Annotated in this window: 17 protein-coding genes; 15 read left to right on the top strand and 2 right to left on the bottom strand. The window is 60.5% G+C overall.

Translation table 11 applies throughout. The annotated features are described in order from the left end of the window. Window positions 1-66: 66 nt before the first annotated feature. From E3T38_RS07300 to E3T38_RS07240, 13 genes are all read left to right on the top strand, one after another. Complete coding sequence (locus E3T38_RS07300; RefSeq protein ID WP_134547504.1) at window positions 67-1,074, top strand: substrate-binding domain-containing protein; 1,008 nt, start codon at window positions 67-69, stop codon at window positions 1,072-1,074. Between the two features lie 78 nt (window positions 1,075-1,152). Next, window positions 1,153-2,763 carry a sugar ABC transporter ATP-binding protein gene (locus E3T38_RS07295; RefSeq protein ID WP_134547502.1) on the top strand — a complete coding sequence of 537 codons (1,611 nt, stop codon included), beginning with the start codon at window positions 1,153-1,155 and terminating at the stop codon, window positions 2,761-2,763. Window positions 2,764-2,766: 3 nt separating this feature from the next. Next, window positions 2,767-3,804, top strand: a complete 1,038-nt coding sequence (locus tag E3T38_RS07290; RefSeq protein WP_134547500.1) for an ABC transporter permease — start codon at window positions 2,767-2,769, stop codon at window positions 3,802-3,804. Next, window positions 3,801-5,243 carry an iron-containing alcohol dehydrogenase gene (locus E3T38_RS07285; RefSeq protein ID WP_134547498.1) on the top strand — a complete coding sequence of 481 codons (1,443 nt, stop codon included), beginning with the start codon at window positions 3,801-3,803 and terminating at the stop codon, window positions 5,241-5,243. Before E3T38_RS07290 ends, E3T38_RS07285 begins: the two co-directional genes overlap by 4 nt. Next, window positions 5,240-6,745, top strand: coding sequence for an FGGY-family carbohydrate kinase (locus E3T38_RS07280; protein ID WP_134547496.1), 1,506 nt, complete (start codon window positions 5,240-5,242; stop codon window positions 6,743-6,745). The genes E3T38_RS07285 and E3T38_RS07280 overlap by 4 nt, the downstream gene beginning before the upstream one ends. Beyond that, window positions 6,742-7,674: an HAD-IIA family hydrolase gene (locus E3T38_RS07275; RefSeq protein ID WP_241984351.1), complete on the top strand. Its 933-nt coding sequence runs from the start codon at window positions 6,742-6,744 to the stop codon at window positions 7,672-7,674. The genes E3T38_RS07280 and E3T38_RS07275 overlap by 4 nt, the downstream gene beginning before the upstream one ends. Window positions 7,675-7,748: 74 nt before the next feature. Beyond that, window positions 7,749-8,732 (top strand): thiamine pyrophosphate-dependent dehydrogenase E1 component subunit alpha, encoded by a 984-nt coding sequence (locus E3T38_RS07270; protein WP_198417326.1) that lies wholly within the window; start codon window positions 7,749-7,751, stop codon window positions 8,730-8,732. Next, window positions 8,729-9,757 (top strand): alpha-ketoacid dehydrogenase subunit beta, encoded by a 1,029-nt coding sequence (locus E3T38_RS07265; protein WP_134547494.1) that lies wholly within the window; start codon window positions 8,729-8,731, stop codon window positions 9,755-9,757. Before E3T38_RS07270 ends, E3T38_RS07265 begins: the two co-directional genes overlap by 4 nt. An 18-nt stretch (window positions 9,758-9,775) precedes the next feature. Continuing rightward, window positions 9,776-10,018 carry a biotin/lipoyl-containing protein gene (locus E3T38_RS07260; RefSeq protein ID WP_104126184.1) on the top strand — a complete coding sequence of 81 codons (243 nt, stop codon included), beginning with the start codon at window positions 9,776-9,778 and terminating at the stop codon, window positions 10,016-10,018. A gap of 38 nt (window positions 10,019-10,056) precedes the next feature. Then, window positions 10,057-11,781 carry a glycerol-3-phosphate dehydrogenase gene (gene glpD, locus E3T38_RS07255; protein WP_134547492.1) on the top strand — a complete coding sequence of 575 codons (1,725 nt, stop codon included), beginning with the start codon at window positions 10,057-10,059 and terminating at the stop codon, window positions 11,779-11,781. Beyond that, a complete protein-coding gene (locus tag E3T38_RS07250; protein WP_166805463.1) occupies window positions 11,778-13,337 on the top strand; it encodes a glycerol kinase GlpK in 1,560 nt (519 codons plus the stop codon). Before glpD ends, E3T38_RS07250 begins: the two co-directional genes overlap by 4 nt. Window positions 13,338-13,376: 39 nt before the next feature. Then, on the top strand, window positions 13,377-14,246 hold the full coding sequence (locus E3T38_RS07245; RefSeq protein ID WP_134547488.1) for a class II fructose-bisphosphate aldolase: 870 nt from the start codon (window positions 13,377-13,379) through the stop codon (window positions 14,244-14,246). After that, window positions 14,246-14,917, top strand: a complete 672-nt coding sequence (locus E3T38_RS07240; RefSeq protein WP_134547541.1) for a 2-oxo acid dehydrogenase subunit E2 — start codon at window positions 14,246-14,248, stop codon at window positions 14,915-14,917. Before E3T38_RS07245 ends, E3T38_RS07240 begins: the two co-directional genes overlap by 1 nt. A gap of 59 nt (window positions 14,918-14,976) precedes the next feature. Here E3T38_RS07240 and E3T38_RS07235 read toward each other — a convergent pair whose 3' ends face one another. Further along, window positions 14,977-15,945: a sugar-binding transcriptional regulator gene (locus E3T38_RS07235; protein ID WP_134547486.1), complete on the bottom strand. Its 969-nt coding sequence runs from the start codon at window positions 15,943-15,945 to the stop codon at window positions 14,977-14,979. Window positions 15,946-16,065: 120 nt separating this feature from the next. Here E3T38_RS07235 and E3T38_RS17305 point away from each other — a divergent pair, with 120 nt between their 5' ends. Further along, a complete protein-coding gene (locus tag E3T38_RS17305; protein WP_255452736.1) occupies window positions 16,066-16,200 on the top strand; it encodes a hypothetical protein in 135 nt (44 codons plus the stop codon). A gap of 278 nt (window positions 16,201-16,478) precedes the next feature. Beyond that, complete coding sequence (locus E3T38_RS07230; RefSeq protein WP_134547484.1) at window positions 16,479-16,952, top strand: hypothetical protein; 474 nt, start codon at window positions 16,479-16,481, stop codon at window positions 16,950-16,952. A 55-nt stretch (window positions 16,953-17,007) separates the two neighbouring features. Here E3T38_RS07230 and E3T38_RS07225 read toward each other — a convergent pair whose 3' ends face one another. Then, window positions 17,008-17,955 carry a 3-keto-5-aminohexanoate cleavage protein gene (locus E3T38_RS07225; protein WP_134547482.1) on the bottom strand — a complete coding sequence of 316 codons (948 nt, stop codon included), beginning with the start codon at window positions 17,953-17,955 and terminating at the stop codon, window positions 17,008-17,010. Window positions 17,956-18,069 lie beyond the last annotated feature (114 nt).

The raw sequence follows: 18,069 nt of genomic DNA, 5'->3' as shown, positions 1-18,069 counted from the left end.
CCGAATGGCCGATCAGCTACTGAATAAATATGCAACCAGTCGTGAACAGTTTCAAAGGAGAAACGCATGCAGAGCATTAAATTTCGACCAAAACGTATGATCGCCACCGCAGCCGCTTTATCGGCCGCCCTACTCTTTACCGGCTGCAGCCCGACTGTCGCCCCGACGGGCGCTTCCGGAAGCGGCAGTGATAATGGCAAAACGATTGGGATTGCAGTCGCGGACCAAAAGTCACTGTTCTACGTCGCAGCCGTGGACGGAATGAAGCAGGCTGCAGACGAAGCGGGTTATAAACTCGTCACGCTCTCCGCCAATAACAATTCCGGTCAGCAGGTCAACCAGGTTCAGGATTTGATCACCCAGCAGGTCGACGTGATCATTTTCATCGCCCAAGATGCAACGTCAGCAGCAGCCGGCGTCAAGCTGGCCAATGACGCCGGTATCCCGATCGTTGCCGTCGACCAAAAGCCTGAGTCTGGCAACGGCAAACTTGCGACCTACATCGCGACGGACAGTGTCGCGGCAGCCGAGAAGCTGTGCACCTGGATGTTCGACCAGTTCGGCGGCGCCGGCGACATAGCGATCCTCCAAGGCCCGCTTGGCTCCACCGCGGAGTTGCAGCGCAGCGAAGGCTGCGCAAAAGCACTGGCAAACTATCCCGACGTCAAAGTCGTCGCTCAAGAATCAGCCGGTTGGGACGAGACCAAGGCATTCACCGCCGCGCAGAATATCCTGACGGCAAACCCCAACTTGAAAGCAATTTTCGGCGAAAGCGACGCCATGGCCCTGGGCGCAGCTAAGGCGGCACAGCAGGAAGGCCGCACCGGCCTGGTCTTCGTCGGTATCGACGGATTCCCGACGATGTTCACGGCAGTCGCAGACGGACTCACCCAGGCCACAATGGCGCAGCAGCCGTACCTTATGGGGCAACTGTCGGTCCAGGACGCGGTGAAGATTGCCGAGGGAAACGGCGGAGACATTCCCAAACTCCAGTACCAGGACACGGTGCTCGTCACCGGTGAGAACGTCGCTGACAACGATCCCGCGAAGTTCTACGGTCCTAACTTCAAGTAATCGAACAGCTGCCGGTGGAAGACGCGTTAACCGCGTTAGACCGTCTTCCACCGGTTCTATTGCGATCGCAATGAATGGATGACAGTGGTACAGACACTCGCACACACAACTCACGACGGCCAGGCAAACGGAGATTCTTCGGGTCTCATTTGCACGGGGCTCTCCAAAAGCTACTGGGGAGTTCCGGTACTCAAGGGCGTCGACATTACACTCCGGCCCGGCAATGTCATTGGACTCATCGGCGAGAACGGGGCCGGAAAGTCGACAACGTCGTCGATTATCGCGGGCATAGTTGAAGCCAACGGCGGTTCGATGACCATTGACGGCGTTCCTTACGAACCTACTCGGCCCTCAGATGCCTTAAAAAATGGTGTCGCGCTTATTCATCAAGAGATTCGTATGGTTCCGGAGCTGTCGGTAGCGGAGAACATCTTTATCGGGAGGCTGCCTCGTCGGCGAGGAGTGATCGATCGAAATCGCATCAACGACGAGGCGAGGGAATACCTCGAGCTTGTCGGTTCACAGACGGATCCGCGCCGCCCCGTTGCCGGACTTTCCATCGCGGCGCAGCAGGAAATCGAGATCGCACGCGCCCTCTCCCGCGAACCGAAATACATCATTTTCGATGAGCCATCGGCTTCACTCGGTCAGTCCGAAACTCAACATGTTTTCGCTCAGATCGCAGCGTTGAGACAACGTGGCGTAGGAATCGTGTACATTTCCCACCGCTTGGAAGAGATCAAAGAAGTCGCGGATACGATCGTGTGCCTCAGGGACGGCGCGTTGGTCGGAAATTGGCCGGCAAGTGAAATCACGAAAGAAGAAATGGTCAAGGCGATGGTCGGCCGCGACTTCATTTTTTCCCACCGGGCGCCACAGCCCGCTACCAGCGAGGTTGCACTTTCCGTCACAGGATTGAGCAAAGCTGGAGTATTCGCGGGCATCGACTTCGAGGTTCACCGGGGCGAAATATTCGGTTTCGCTGGACTCGTGGGAGCTGGCCGAACCGAGGTTGTGCGAACCATCGCCGGGGCGGATCAAGCCGACGCCGGGGAAATCAAGGTGCACGGCGAGGTCGTTCATATCAGGAACCCACGGTCGGGAATCGACGCTGGGATCGCGATGGTTCCCGAAGACCGGAAGGGCCAAGGACTCAACCTAGACCGAACCGGTGCCGAAAACATCACCCTTCCGTGGGAAAAAGAGCTGAGTTCAGCCGGAATTATCACTAAGAAGAAGGTGACGTCCACCGCGAACAAGCTGCGCGACTTCCTGGATATTCGGGGACGGCTGGACATTCCCGTGGGCTCTCTCTCCGGCGGAAATCAGCAGAAGGTCCTGCTGGCGAAGTGGCTGGTGAACGAGCCCAAAGTACTCATCCTCGACGAGCCCACCAGGGGGGTCGACGTCGGAGCAAAGATGACGATCTACGAGACCATCAGAGCTCTTGCCGAAACCGGTGTCGGCGTCATCGTCGTTTCATCAGAACTCGAAGAAGTACTCGGTCTGTCGCACCGCGTGCTCGTGATGTCCGGTGGCCTCCAACGGGCGATTCTCGATCGCGCCGACGCGACACCGGAAGCCGTCATGGCCCTCGCGCTCAGCAACGTTCCAAAAGAATCCCCACTTGAGTCGCCGATCGACGGCGAAGCAGAGTATCAAACGACGATCAGAACGCAGGAGAACTGAACCATGGCCATAATCGACCGCAACGTCACGCCGCCTCGGCCAGACTCTTCTCCCGCCCACGGCGAGGTCGCGCCTGCGTCTGCTGCGTCCGTCAACACGAGCCGGTTCCGGCGAATAATGAGCCAAATTCCCGGTCCTCTGATCGGCCTGATCGTGATATTCGTCGCACTCTCATTCCTATCCCCGTACTTCCTGACCCCTCGCAACTTGCTCAATATCCTGAGCCAGGTTTCAGCGGTCGGCGTCATGTCGGTCGGAGCGCTACTGATCATCCTCCTGGGAGGTATCGACCTTTCCGTTGGCTCCGTGCTGGCGCTCAGCTCAATGTCCATGGCCGCAATGTACAAAATGGCCGGTTGGCCTTTCGAGGTCGCGCTCCTCGCGGGCCTTATCGTAGGCGCCCTCGTCGGCCTCATCAACGGCATCCTGACCGCCTACGGCAAACTGCAACCGTTCATCGCAACGCTGGCAACTATGTCCGCAGCGGCTGGCCTCGCGTTGTTCATCACGAATGGCAACCCCATCACGGGGTTTCCCGACTGGTTCATTGCGATCACAGCTACCAGCATTCTCGGCGTCCCTATCGAGGGCGTTATTCTCGTCGCGATATTCGCCATCGCGGCATTCTGGCTCAAGTTCCGTCCGTCGGGCCGTGCGCTCTATGCGATCGGCGGAAATGAGGAGGTGGCTCGACTTTCCGGACTTCCCGTGCGCCGCGCCAAAATCTTGGTCTATACCATCGCCGGATTATTAGCGGCAGTAGCAGGCCTCCTGGTCACATCACGACTTGACTCCGCTCAGCCCACCGCTGGCGCAGCTGACCTCCTGAACGTTATCGCCGTAGTGGTCATCGGCGGTGCCAGCCTCTCTGGCGGGTCGGGCAGTCTCCTCGGCACGTTCGTCGGACTCCTCATCATCGGAGTCCTGAACAACGGAATGTCGCTTCTGAACGTCTCCGCCAACCTCCAGCCCGTGGTTATTGGCGCCGTTATCGCCGCCGCGGTACTCACTGACCGAAAGTCGAGCAGAAGGCACACATGAGTACATTCGCCTCAATCACCGATCCCACAGACCTCGACGCGATCCGCGCGGTCATCGCCTCAACGGCCGACGCTGTCGACCTGGTTCCGCTCGGTATCCGGGCCCTGGTGATCTCGCCCCAAGCCAGCTTCGATTTAGTCCCAGCGGTGAAAAGCCTGGTAGCCGATGGACCGACCGGAACGCGTCGAGTCGCAGTGCTGGTCGACGAGACGGCCATCCTGCGCGACGGCCGTGACCTGAAGCAGCAACTGTGCGAGCTCCTTGCCGAAGCGTTCACGATCGAGATTGTCGTGCTCGGCCACGGGGGTCAGCTGCACGCCGACGAAGACGCGCTCGAAACTGCGACGGCTGCTATCAAAGGTTATGACTGCGCCGTCGCGATCGGTAGTGGCACTATTTCCGACATCGGGAAAGTGGCCACCGATCGCTTGGGAGGAATCCCGCTCGTGATCGTGCAAACCGCAGCATCCGTCGACGGCTTTACCGACAACGTCTCGGTGGTCCTGCGCAATGGGGTGAAGCGCACTATCCCATCCCGGTGGCCCGACGTCGTGCTCGCCGACACCACGACAATCGCAGACGCACCCGTTGCCATGAACACTGCCGGTTTTGGGGAGGTACTCTCGCTCTACACCGCTCCTGCTGACTGGGAACTCGCCAACCGCTTGGGCTTCGACAACAGTTTTCGGCTGACCCCGAGGGATTTCCTGCTCGAGTTCGCCGGCGACCCCGCCACCTGGGCGGACGGCCTCGCCGAGGGTGCCCCCGGAGCCGTGCTCGACCTGACCCGGATGCTCGCCATTCGTGGAATGGGCACAGGGATTGCGGGTACCACGGCCTGCCTCTCCGGTGTTGAACACGTCGTTTCGCACATGCTCGACATGTATGCCGCCGCCCACAATTTGCCGATCGGCCTCCACGGAGCTCAGGTTGGCGTTGCAACGCAGGTTGCGTCCGCAGCGTGGGACCTCTTGCGCCGCCGAGTGGCCGAGGGTGAGTTCACAGTACGTTTCCCCGCTGCGAGCGACCTCGAACAGCAGGTGAAACGAGCGTTCGATGTCTGCGACGAGACCGGCGGTCGCGGTGAGGAATGCTGGTCCGATTACGCCCGCAAGATCAAGGCGTGGAACGCCGACCCGGAGCGTATGAAGGGCCTCGTCGCCAACGCGGTCTCCGATGACGTCGCGATTGCTGCCACGGTCCCCACGCCCGCGTCGTTGTCTGCCGGTCTGCTTGCTGCGGGCTCACCCACAACGCCGGGTGACCTTGTCGAATGGGTCACCCCGGACATCTGGCGGTGGGCTGTCGCGAATTGCCTTTTCATGCGCGACCGCTTCACGGTCATCGACCTGCTCTTCCTCCTCGGTTGGTGGACGCCGGCCGACGTGGACGTGGTGATTGAGCAGGCCTTTCAGGCGGAGAGTGAGCCGACGTCATGAGCGATGAGCGCGTGGTCATCGCGGTGGACTGCTCAACCACCGGCGCGAAAGCGAGTGTCTGGAACGTGCATGGCGCCGAGGTTGCCAGCGGGCGGGCCGAACTTGACTTGAGTATCCCCGCGCCGGGGCGCGGCGAACAAGATCCGCGCCAATGGTGGACAGCCATGCAAAGCGCGGTGCGCAGTGCCGTCGCGGGCCTCGACCTCAGCCGTGTTGTTTCCCTGACCGTAACCCACCAGCGCGAGAGTTTCGTGTGCCTCGACGACGATGGCGAAGCCGTACGACCCGCGATGCTGTGGCTCGATTCCCGGGCCGGCGAGCAAGTGGACCGGTTTGGTTCGGCCGACATACACGACCGCACCGGTAAGCCACCGAACACAACCGTTTCGTACTATAAATTGCTCTGGATGGCCGAGCATGAACCCGAGAATTTGCGTCGTACGGCGCACGTCGTCGAGGTGCATGGCTATCTGGTGCACTGCATGACCGACCTCTGGGCGACCTCGACAGCAAGTATGGACCCGACCGGCCTCGTCGACATTCGAACCGGCGACTACGACCCAGCCGTTCTGACACACCTCGGTCTCGACCGCTCTCAACTGTCGACCCTGCACTTTCCCGGAGACGTCATCGGAGGCCTCACCGTCGATGCCGCAGAGCTTCTCGGTCTGCTCCCTGGCACGCTCATCGTCGCGGGAGCCGGTGACGGACAGTGCGCCGGCCTCGGCGCGGGGGTCGCGGCGCCGGGGCGGGCATACCTCAATATCGGCACTGGCCTGATCTCTGGAACGTATTCCTCTCAGTACCAGCCCGACAGGGCGTATCGAGCGATGCTGGGTACGATACCGGGCAGCTTCACGTACGAGACCTTCGTGGGGGCCGGAACGTACATGATCTCCTGGTTCATCGATACGTTCACTCATTGTTCGGAGGAGTTTGGCGGCGGGGTCGAGGCGACCCTCGAGTCCGAAGCGGCGGTCGTGCCTCGCGGCAGTGACGGCCTGTATGTTGTCCCCTACTGGAACGGAGCGCTCACGCCGTACTGGGACCATGAAGCCCGCGGCATCATGGTGGGCCTTCAGGGCGTGCACCGTCGCGCCCACATCTATCGCGCCGTCCTCGAGGGCGTGGCCTTCGAACTGCGGCTGAGTCAAGACCAGGTTGAGCAAGCAACGGGGGACACTGTGGAAGAGTTCGTCGCTATGGGAGGCGGCTCGCAATGCCCGCTCTGGTGTCAGATAATCGCGGATGTTCTGCGCCGGCCCGTTGTCTTGTCGCGCCAGAGGGAGACAACCTGTCTGGGTGCCGGCATGCTCGCAGCCTTCGGGGCGGGACTTTTTCCCAGCATCCGCCACGCCGCCGAGGCCATGAGCGCCACCGAGTTTCGATATGAACCCGACCCGAAAGCGGCCGACGACTACGAAGCGCTCTACCGCCGATACGCAGCGATCTATCCCGCGTTCCGCTCCTTCTTCCACGACCGGATCGAAGTGATGGCGTGAGTGAGACGACGGCGACCAGCCTGAGCTTGCCCGCGGCGCAGACGGATGACGACGCACCGCGGGCGCTGCCCGAACGGGTCTACGACGCCTACCTGTTCGACCTGGACGGCACCATCTATCTGGGCGAGGAGCTTCTTCCCGGAGCGCTCCAGCTTTTGACGCACCTCCGGGAGACGAAACGTCGAGTGGTGTTTCTCTCGAACAACCCAACGCTCGACCGGGCAATGTACGTATCCAAACTCACGAAACTCGGCATTCAGGTTGCGCCCGAGGAGGTTGTCAACTCAGTGGTGAGCATGGTCGCCTGGCTCAGGCGTGAACACCCCGGCAAAACGGTCTACCCGATTGCTGAACAACCGCTGATCACGGCGCTGCAGGATGCGGGAATCCCGACGTCGTCTAACCCCGCTGAGATAGACATCGTCTTGGCAAGCTATGACCGAGGGTTCGACTATTCCAAGCTTCAAATCGCATTCGACGCATTGTGGAAGCGGGATGCGATCCTGGTGGCGACCAACCTGGATCGCTATTGCCCGTTTCCTGGTGGCCGCGGTGAACCTGACGCGGCGGCGATCGTCGCGGCGATCGAGGCGTGCACCGGTGTGTCCTGCGTCGCCAACGCCGGTAAGCCCAGCGTCATCATGCTGGAAACGGTGATGGCAACCCTGGGGCTACGGCCTGAGCAATGCCTTATGACGGGAGATCGACTCTACACAGATGTGAAAATGGCCGTGGATGCCCGGATGGACTCCGCGCTCGTGCTCACCGGAGACGCCGACCTCGACTCGGTGGCGCGCACTGCTGCAGCGGACCAGCCCACTTACATTCTTGACCGAGTGGACCATGTCATTCCGGCGGCTGTACGGCATGAACTCGGTTGGTCTGATGTCCCATCAAAATCGCTTGCAGTGGGACACAGAAATGCGTAGCATAGAGTTTCATAACACGAATGAATATTCACTCGTGAACGCAGACGAAGAAGTCGAGAGAAAGGCGGTTCCCAATGGCCGAACTGGCACGCGATACCCTGCGTGAAATGCAGCTGCGAATGTTGAGAATCCGAGCGTTCGATGAGCGCGCATCCAAGATGGTGAAACGCGGCCACATTCCCGGCACTGTTCACACCAGCATCGGGCAAGAAGCGCAGGTTGTCGGCGCCACGATGGCCCTCGGTGCCGGTGACTACATGAGTGGAAACCACCGCAGCCACGGGCACCCCATCGGAAAAGGCTCACCGCTCGGCCCTCTCATGGCTGAACTTGCAGGCAAGGCGACGGGCGTCTGTAAAGGCAAGGGTGGCTCGCTCCACCTCGCTGATTTCGCGGTAGGAAGTCTTGGTGAGTCCGGCATTGTGGGGTCGTCCATCCCGATTGCCAATGGAGCAGCCCTGTCGTCGAAGGTGCTGAACAACGGCAAAGTAGCGCTCGCCTTCTTCGGCGATGGAGCCGCCAATCAGGGGGTCCTCTACGAGTCGATGAACATGGCCGGCGTGTGGGACCTCCCGATGATCTTTCTGTGCGAAAACAACCAATACGCGCTCAGCACTCCGGCACACACAGTAACATCGGGCATCATTTCCGAACGCGCCGCTGGATTCGGGATGCCCGGAATCAGAGTTGAAGAAGGACAGGATGTTCTGGCTGTCTACGACGCGGTCTCCGAAGCGGTAGCACGGGCGCGCGCCGGGGACGGTCCCACACTGGTAGAGGTCATGACCTACCGGTACAACGAACACTCCGAAGGGCTGAGACTAGGCACGGACTACCGAGACGCAGGTGAGCGCGAAGCCTGGTTGAAGAAGGATCCCATCATCCTCTTTCGTCACTATCTGGCATCTCACGGATTCTCTGACGATGAGCTCGATGGCCTCCAGGCCACTGCGCTCGCCGAGGTCGACGCGGCTGTCGCGTTCTCGGACGCGAGTCCCTACCCCGATCTCTCGGTCGCCTTCGACGACCTCTACACCGACAAGGAGTCCGCAGCATGACTGTGATGAGCTATTTGGGTGCTATCGGCGCAGCCCAGCGCGAGGCCATGGACGCCGACGAGCGCGTCATCATCATCGGCGAAGATGTCGAAGCGAATGTCTATGGCACTACCGGCGGCGGCAAATCCCGCAGCGATAAGGGTGATTTTCTGCAGCGGTATGGCAAGAACCGCATTCGCAATACCCCGATCTCCGAGGAGGGCATTGTTGGCGCGGCCGCTGGTGCTGCGATGACCGGGCTGCGCCCGATAGTCGACCTCTCCTACTCGAGCTTCCTTTATATGGCCATGGACCAGTTCGTGAACCAGGTGGCGAAAAACCGGTACATGTTCGGCGGCCAGGCCTCGATGCCCGTAGTCTTCCGCTCCGCCATGTTCTACGGACTGAACACCGGCGCGCACCACTCGGACCGTCCGTACCCGATGTTCATGAACGTCCCCGGACTGAAAATCATTGCCCCTGCCACGCCCGCAGACGCAAAAGGGCTGCTCCGCTCCGCGGTCGACTCCGACGACCCAATCCTCAGCTTCGAAGCCTGCCTCCTGTGGAGTGCAAAGGAGGACGTCGACGAGAACGAGTTTTGGATTCCGCTTGGGGTCGCACGCACGGCGCGGGAAGGAACGGACGTCACCGTCGTCGCTATCTCGAGCTCAGTACCAGAGGCCGTGGCTGCAGCGGAAGAACTCGCACAGGAAGGCGTGTCCGTCGAGGTCATTGATCCGAGAACGCTCGTTCCACTCGACCGTGACGCCATTTTGCGGTCGGTGGCAAAGACTGGGCGCTTGGTGGTAGCCGAGCCGGCGCACCGCACCTGCGGTGCAGCGGCAGAGATCAGTGCGCTCGTCGCGGAAGAAATCTTTGATTCTCTCAAAGCCCCGATTATTCGTGTGACGGCACCGGACATGCAAATTCCCTTTAGCCCCTCGCTCGAAAAGCAGATGTACCCGACGAAAGCCACCATTGCGGCCGCCATTCGGCGCGTCGTTGACCTGCCGGCGCTTCAGCCGGTCGCAGCCGCAGTTTAATAACGAAAGAGGAACCAAATGGCGCGTATAGATGTGTTGCTTCCCCAGTGGGGAATGGGAATGAGTGAAGGGGCAATCGTCGAGTGGCTCAAGAAGGTGGGCGACCACGTCGATGAAGACGAACCTCTGGCGGAGGTCGAGGCGGAGAAGGTTGAGGAAACCCTCGAGTCACCTGCCACGGGAACCCTGGTTGAGATCTTGGTCGAGGAAGGTTCCTCAGTCGAGGTCCGCACCATCCTCGCTGTGATCGAAACCGACTAAACGCGGGCCTCAACGAAAACAACGAAAGAGGAGGAGCCATGAGTGCATCTTTAGCGAACGCCGGCGACACCCGCGCACCCTACGACCTCGTCGTCGTGGGTGCTGGCATTAATGGACTCGGCATTGCGCGCGACGCTGCTGCGCGAGGCTTGCGAACGATTGTCATCGACCAGGAAGATATTTGCAGCGGCGTGTCCGCGTGGTCGGGGCGACTCATTCACGGGGGTCTCCGATACCTGGAGCATAAGGACTTCGCCCTGGTTCGCGAATCCCTGAAGGAGCGCGAGCGCCTCTTCAAGCTCGCTCCCCACCTGGTAAAGCCTGTGCCGCTTCTCATGCCTTTCTATGCCCGCAACAAGCGGCCGTCGTGGTTGATCCGCCTCGGCATGATCGCCTACGACGTACTCTCGTGGGACAAGAAGCAACCCAACCACAGCATTCTGACGAAGCGCGCGGTGCTGTCCCGCTTCACCGGGATGGAACCTGCCGGACTGACCGGTTCCGCGGTCTTCATCGACGGTCAGGTTGAATATGCTGAGCGCCTCTGTGTTGAACTGGCGGTAGCAGCTAAAAGTGACGGGGCCGACATCGTCACCCACTCCCGAGTCGATGGGCTGTTGAAGTCCGATTCTCGAGTGACCGGCGTCGAGTACACCGATTCAATGACGGGAGAACGTCATTCCGTGCGCGGACGCGTGGTCATGAACGCCGCTGGACCGTGGGTCGACCGCCTGCTGGCTGATTTTGGGGGAGTCAGCTCACCCCGATTCATCGGCGGCTCCAAAGGCAGCCATATCGTCGTGGCGCCCTTCCCCGGGGCGCCGCGCGACGTCGTGTACTACGAGTCGCAGGCCGATGGCCGTCTGGTCCTCGTCATACCGTGGATGGGCAGATACCTCATCGGGTGCACAGACAACCTCTACGACGAGGAGCCAGACTCTGCTCGCGCAGAACAATCGGAAATCGACTACCTTCTCAACGAGGTCAACACTCTGGTACCGGGCGCAAAACTGAGTACCAACGATGTTCTTTACACGTATAGCGGAGTGCGACCACTGCCCTACGCTCCCGGTGTGCCCGAATGGAAGATTCCGCGCAGTCACATCATCCACGACCACGCTGAAGACGGCGTCGAGGGCCTCTTTTCCGTCATCGGGGGTAAGCTCACGACGTTTCGGCAGCTCTCAGAAGACGCCGTCGACCTGGCGCTTCGCAGTCTGGGCGCCAAGAAGGTCAAAACAATCACTCTGACCAGTCCACTTCCTGGTGCTCGAGTCGCAAACTATGAGACGTTCTCGAAGGCGTTCATCGCGAACGGCGCTCTGCCACCTCTAGTGGCGAAGCGCCTCCTCGGTCTGTACGGAGTGCGGGCAGCGAACATAGTGGCTCTCGTGAGTGACGATTCCAGTCTCGCTGAGATCGTCGACGAGAAGTCGGGGGCTCTGGCTGCTGAAGTGGTCTTCGCCATCACCGAAGAATTCGCCCGAACTCTCACAGACGTCATGGCGAGACGTCTCCTGCTGGCGTTTGAACCGGATCACGGCATCGAGGGCGCCGAGCGGATCGCGACGATCATGGCGGCGATCAACGGCTGGGATGAAGACCGTATCCAGAATGAGATCGAGGGCTACGTTGAATGGCTCGGCCACCTGGCAGTCCCCGGCCGACCCGCAGCGCAAATTCCCGTTCGCGTGACATCCGGAGAACGGGAAAGTGGGTTGACCGTCGACGACGTCGCCCTCCAGAGCGGGGCAGACCTATGACAGGCCGCTATGTACTCGCGCTCGACGAAGGGTCGAGCAGCGCGCGGGCCGTACTCGTCGATACGGACGGGCGGATCGTCGCGGAGGCATCAAATTCACTCACGCCCCTTTTTCCCAACCACGGCTGGGTCGAGCTTGATCCGGCCCAGCTGTGGACTGCGATGCGGGCAGCGATCGACGAGGTCATGGCCCGGTCGGGCCTGACGGCGCGCGATATCGCAACGGTCGGGGTGACAACTCACCGGGAGACCTGTCTGATCTGGAATCGTTCCACCTCCATCCCCGTTCATAACGCGATCATGTGGTCTTCGCATCAGACCGATGAGATCGTGCAGCGCTGGTCAGACCTGGGGCTCGACGCCGAGATCCGCACGCGCACCGGGCTCCGGAACGACTCGTTTTTCTCAGCCCCCAAACTGGCCTGGTTCATCGAGAATGTTCCGGAACTTAAAGCACTTGCCGGCACGGGCGCCTACGCTGCCGGAACAGTCGACACCTGGCTTGTCTGGAACCTCACGGGCGGGCGTGAGCACGTCACCGATGCGACATCAGCGTCGCGAACGGCACTGCTCAACATCGACGAACTCGTGTGGGACGACCGACTGTGCGACGTCTACGGAATCCCTCAGGAGCTTCTCCCCGAGGTGCGTCCCTCCAATTCGCACTTTGGCTACCTTGACCCCGGCATTCTGCCCGGCGGTGCCGGCCATTACATACCCATCCAGGCGATCATCGCTGATCAACAGGCCGGGCTCTTTGGGCAGGGATGCTTCGACGAGGGTTCCGTCAAGAACACATTCGGAACCGCTGGCGTGCTCGTCGCCAATGTCGGGAGCAGCCCTCTGCTCCTGCCCGGAATGACCACCAGCGTGGCGATGAACATTCCTGGGCTCACCAGCTACGAAGTCGAAGGGGTGGTATTCCACAGCGGGCAGACACTGCATTGGCTGCGTGACAAGATGCGCGCAGTTGGATCCATAGCGGAGATGGAGCGCATCGCAGAACGGGTCACAGACACCCAGGGCGTCTACTTTGTTCCCGCATTCGCCGGCCTCTGCGACCCGTACTGGGACAAAGACGTCCGCGCATCAATTTTTGGATTGACCCTTGACACGGGCATCGACCAAATCGTTCGCGCGGCGCTTGAAGCCATGGCGTACCAGACGCGCGACAATCTTGACGCGTTGCGCGCCGGCGGTATGAACGTGACGTCACTGAAGGTAGATGGAAAAGCAGTCTGCAACAACTTCCTGTGCCAGTTCCAAGCAGACATCCTCGGCATGCCGGTTGTTCGGCCGGAGGGCCTCGAACGCACCGCTCTCGGAGTCGCTTATATCGCCGGGGCAGAAATGGGTCTGTGGAACGCGCAAGATCTCGTGCGCGAGACATGGCGCGCGGAGCGAGTATTCGAGCCTCGTATGAGCAGCGATCGTCGCGACCAGCTCTACGGCGGTTGGCAGGCCGCTGTGCGTTCCGCCCGCATGATGCCGCCGGCACCGCCTCACCCGACTAACGGGACGGTTCCAAAATCTGTCCCGATACTGGCCGCGCACTGACGTGCTGGTCTCGCAACTGAACCAACCGAGAGGATCATGATGACCACGAAGACAGCCGAAAACTATGTTGCCCGCGCCCGAGCAGGCGGCTATGCAGTAGGTGGTTTCAATATGCACAACCCTGAGACCACGCAAGCACTGATCGAAGCGTCGATTCGCGCTCAATCACCAGTGTTCCTGCAGGTCGGGCGGGCGATCGTTCCTCACCTGGGCCTCGAGGCCGCGTACCGCATGACCCGTCATGAACTCGACGGTACGGGAGCGGATGCGGTCATCCACCTCGACCACGGTACCTACGACGAGGTCTTCGAAGCCGTGCGTCTCGGATTTGACTCGATCATGTTCGACGGCTCCCACCTCCCGTTCGAAGAAAACTTGAAAACTACCCGCTACGTCGTTCAGGTCGCACATTCATTCGGCATTCCGGTGGAAGCCGAACTGGGCAGCATTCCCGATGCATCCAACGGTATCGACTGGTCGGCGCACTACACCAACGTCGACGAAGCCGAAAGATTCGTCGCGGAAACCGGCGTCGACTTCCTGGCGATCTCGGCAGGCGTGATGCACGGCATCACGTCCGGTGCCCCCCTGCCCCTGGACATCGAACGAATCCAGCGTATTCGGGATGTGACGGGTGTTCCCCTCGTTCTGCACGGAGCGTCGGGAGTGCCGGAGTCGGATATCAGCGCCGCGATCGCGGCTGGTGTGCACAAGCTGAACGCCGATACCGATCTGCGCCATGCCTTTCGCCGCGGTATTGAAGAGACCTGGGCGCACGGTGACCGCCAGCTCGAAGATGCCCTGTCTGAAGGAAAGCGCCAGATGATCGAAGCGACGATCGCAAAGATGCGCGAGTACGGCTGTGCCGGCGCCTCGACGAGCGCCGTCTTGACCGAAGCGCGGGCGTGATGACGCAAGCACTCGATCTCGACGAGGGTCAGCGCACCGAGCTGAAGGGCATGCGTCGAACCGCAGCGCGGCGCATGGTCACGGCGTGGGAAGCGCCGGTGTTCCACCTCACGGTGGAGGTCGACATGACGGAGGCATCGCGTGCCAAGGTCGTCGTGCCGGGGGCGACAGTGACTGACGTGCTTGTTCGCGCAACCGCGCATGCTCTGACCGTGGTGCCGGCAGTGAATGTCCACGTCGACGGCGAAGCGGTCATATCTTTCCCCCGAGCTCACGTCGGAATAGCGGTCGCCACAGAGAAAGGTCTGACCGTACCGATTATTCACAACGCTGATCAGTTGGATCTCGAAGAGATCGCTCAGCGCAGGCGCGACATTGTCGGCCGTGCACGTTCCGGCGGACTGGGGCGCGACGACATCACCGGAGGCACGTTTACGATTTCGAATCTCGGCATGCTCGGCGTGACCCGCTTCGATGCCATCGTGAATGCGCCCCAGGCCGCGATCCTCGCGGTTGGAGCCACGATCCGACGAAATGTCTGGACGGAGGATGGCGGGGCTTGGCGCCCGATCGCCGAATTGACCCTGACGTCAGATCACCGCGCCCTGGATGGCGCGGTTGCGGCCGAGTTCCTCGCGGCGTTGAAGACGAAACTGGAAGCGCCGCTCTAACAGCGTGCATTCGGTGACGGCGGCGGCGACTCGCGGTGCGGGCCACCGCTCACCGGCGTTTACTCCTGCAGGAGTCGCTCTGCCGTTTCCATATCCGTGATCAGGGTGTCGATCCAGTGACCGCGCAGGGCCGCGCGCACAGCCTCGTATTTCGACCTTCCACCAGCGACGGCAAATCGTCCGCCCTGAGCGGGAAGCTGGGCCAAGGTCACACCGATCACCAGGGAATCAAGCTCGCTTTCGAGCGGGATTCCCTCCGCGTCGATGAACCTGAGGTTGATCTGTCCGACGGCGCCGAGCGACTTTGCCATTGCGAATTGTTCTACTGTGAAAAAGTTGCCGCCCGGTTCCAACGGTGCATCGATATTGCAGGTACCGATACCGACAAGGGCAACATCCAACTCATCCAACGCCGCGATCGCTTCGCGGGTGTGTGCGTCGTAGCTAATCATTGCTTCACGCACTTCCGCAGAAGACAGAACTCCAGGGGCGCGGATGAACAGGGGAGTCCCGCCGATCAGGTCGGCAAAGCGCTGCGTGGAACGGGTGGAATCATGCTGCGACTGCGGTGGGCCGACGTCCCCGAGCATCTCGACGATGCGAGTGGCACCGGACTTCTTTTTTTTCGACGGTTCGAGGGTAGCCACGAGTGAACGCAGTGACCGGCTCCATGAAGTGAAGCCAATAGTTTTCCCTGATAACTGCATTGCCGAGAGGATGAGCGCGGCGGCCTCTCCGAGGTCGCGATTGATGCCGGCCTCGTCGTTTGGATCCAGCGCCTCCACGATGTGAACCTGAGACAAGCCGTAGCGCTTCTGGAGATCTTCTTCGACCTCCGCGTGCAGGCCCTCGGGGATGACGACAATCGTTCGCACGATTTTCGCGTGCTCGGCGGCTTGAAGCAACCGAGAGACACGGGCCTGCGATATTCCCAAGGTCGAAGCGATCTCGATCTGTCGAATGCCGTGGGTGTAGTACATCCGCGCCACCTTTGTCATGAACCGGCGCGGTTCAAGGTCAGTAGCCACAGCTTTTCCTCTCACTCAGTTACGTAATTGTATCAAGATTCGTCGGTTGCAAGAATATCCATTTCACTCTAGACTCCGGGTTTAGGTTAGGTCAGTTCCCTGGGGCAAGGAGGTCGACGGATGGCGATCCCACACCAGTCCCTTGAGGTTGGTCTTGATGGAACGCACCTCTCGGTGCAGAAGCGCATCCGCCGGCTGATCGAACAATCTATCGATCACCTCTTCCCCGATTCAGAGTTTGAGTCCTGCACGTGATGACGGAGGTGAACCAGAAGTTGCTCACTCGCGTACCGGAATTATCACTGGGTCGGGTCGGCAACACAGCGCAAGACGACATCGATGAGTCCTTACGCGTGCTCCGCGAGATGCAAGAAGGAGACAACAACGCTCATGCTCGGATTAGGGCCTATCGCCCGATTCCCACCGTGGCATTCAGCCGACGGGAAAGCTTGATGCCTGAATTCGCCGCAGCCTCCGCGGCGGCTCGTGGGTTCGGCTTTGATCCGGTGATCCGCCTCGCGGGGGGACGAGCAGTGGCGTACGACCAGACGTGCCTGATCATCGATCTCATGGCCCCCTTGAAGTTCTACCGTGATCACATTGCGGCCTTTGAAGCGGGAGCTGGTTGTTTTCGAGATGTCTTGGGCGACCTCGGCCTCGACGCTCGAGTCGGTCCCGTCGACGGGGAATATTGTGCGGGCGACCATAGCGTCAACGCGCGAGGGCAGGTGAAGGTCGTAGGAATCGCTCAGCGCGCCATGCGCAGTGCCAGGCTGCTCACCGCATGCATCGTGCTGGAAAAACCCGAGCGACTGCGGCCAGTTGTCGACGCGGTCTACGGTGCAATGAAGCTTGACTGGTCGCCTTCGAGTTTGGGGAGCGTCCGTGGCGAGGGAGTCCAGGGGACACTCGACGAAATCGTGCACGAGCTTGTGACCGGGCTCCAACAGCGACACTCGGAATGGGCGTTTCCGCAGATAACCCATATTGACGATGCTCGTGCGTAAATAGTTTTGCATTCGAGCGCAGGGGGCGGCGCGAAATACCCCCGTCAGTTGTGCATCATCGAATGTTGTACAAAGCCCTCGCCTCTTCCGGCGTTGCAATAGGCCGGCCGACTTCCCTGGCGATTTCCTGGGCCTGCTGCAGGAGCTCCAGGTTTGTCGGATTGCGAGCCGGATCATAAAACAGTTCCAGTCCAGTCTTGATGTGGCCCCCGAGCTCGATCGCCCTGCGGAGGATCGAGGTGTCGTCGAGGGCGCCCTGACCCCAGATCGAGATGTACCAGGGGTGTTTGACTTTCGCTTCCTCGATCATCCAGAGGTAGTAGTACAGGCTCTCAAGACTTGGCTTCATGCCGTTCGTTCCGATGGGATCTGTGGCAGTGAGACCGTAATCCCCGATGAGGTAGAAATCCCACATGGAGCCCGGCGTAGAGAGCCCCTTGTTGACGTAGTGCATGGCGTGGCGAAGGTGGCCTGGTTCGTAGACGCCGAAGACCATGGGAGTGCCGTGCGCACGCAGCATCTTGATTTGACTGCCAACGCGTTCGTAGTTGAACCCGAATTCGGGGCCAACGAGATAGCCCTCGGCATCCGTTTCTGTAGCGAATAGGGTGAGCCCGGTGTCGACACAGGCAATCCGAACGTTTGCCTTCTCGACGAGGAAGGGGACGTGCTGAAGGCCGTTCTCGTCGCCTTTGAGGCGGAGGTTGTTGCAGGTCGTGGGGTACCAGGTGATGTCAGGGTGCTTCTGCAACACCTTGTCCCATGTGCGCATGTAGTCCTTATACGCGTCTTCGCCCATGAGGTCGAAACTGGTGTTGTGGGCGTGGATCGCACCGGCCCCGGCTTCCCAGCAGCGAATTGCGTCTTCCGCAATCTCGTCATAGGAAATCGGGGTGTTCGGGTTCATTTCTTTCGTACGAATGCCGTTGATATGAGACTCGATTATGACTGGGTAGTCCCAGTTGGGCTTCATATCCGCATACTTGTCGAGGGCAGTGACCATGGTTCACTTCTCTTTCTCGAGATGATTGCATCCGAAACGGTCTAGTGCTTCGTCCAAACCGGACGACGATACTTGGGCCCAGTCCGCTCGTAGCTTCCGGACTGCCGCGATTCG

Origin of the sequence: Cryobacterium sp. Hb1 (assembly GCF_004403585.1) — a bacterium.
GTDB lineage: Bacteria > Actinomycetota > Actinomycetes > Actinomycetales > Microbacteriaceae > Cryobacterium > Cryobacterium lyxosi.
This window is presented reverse-complemented; position numbering and strand designations above follow the sequence as displayed.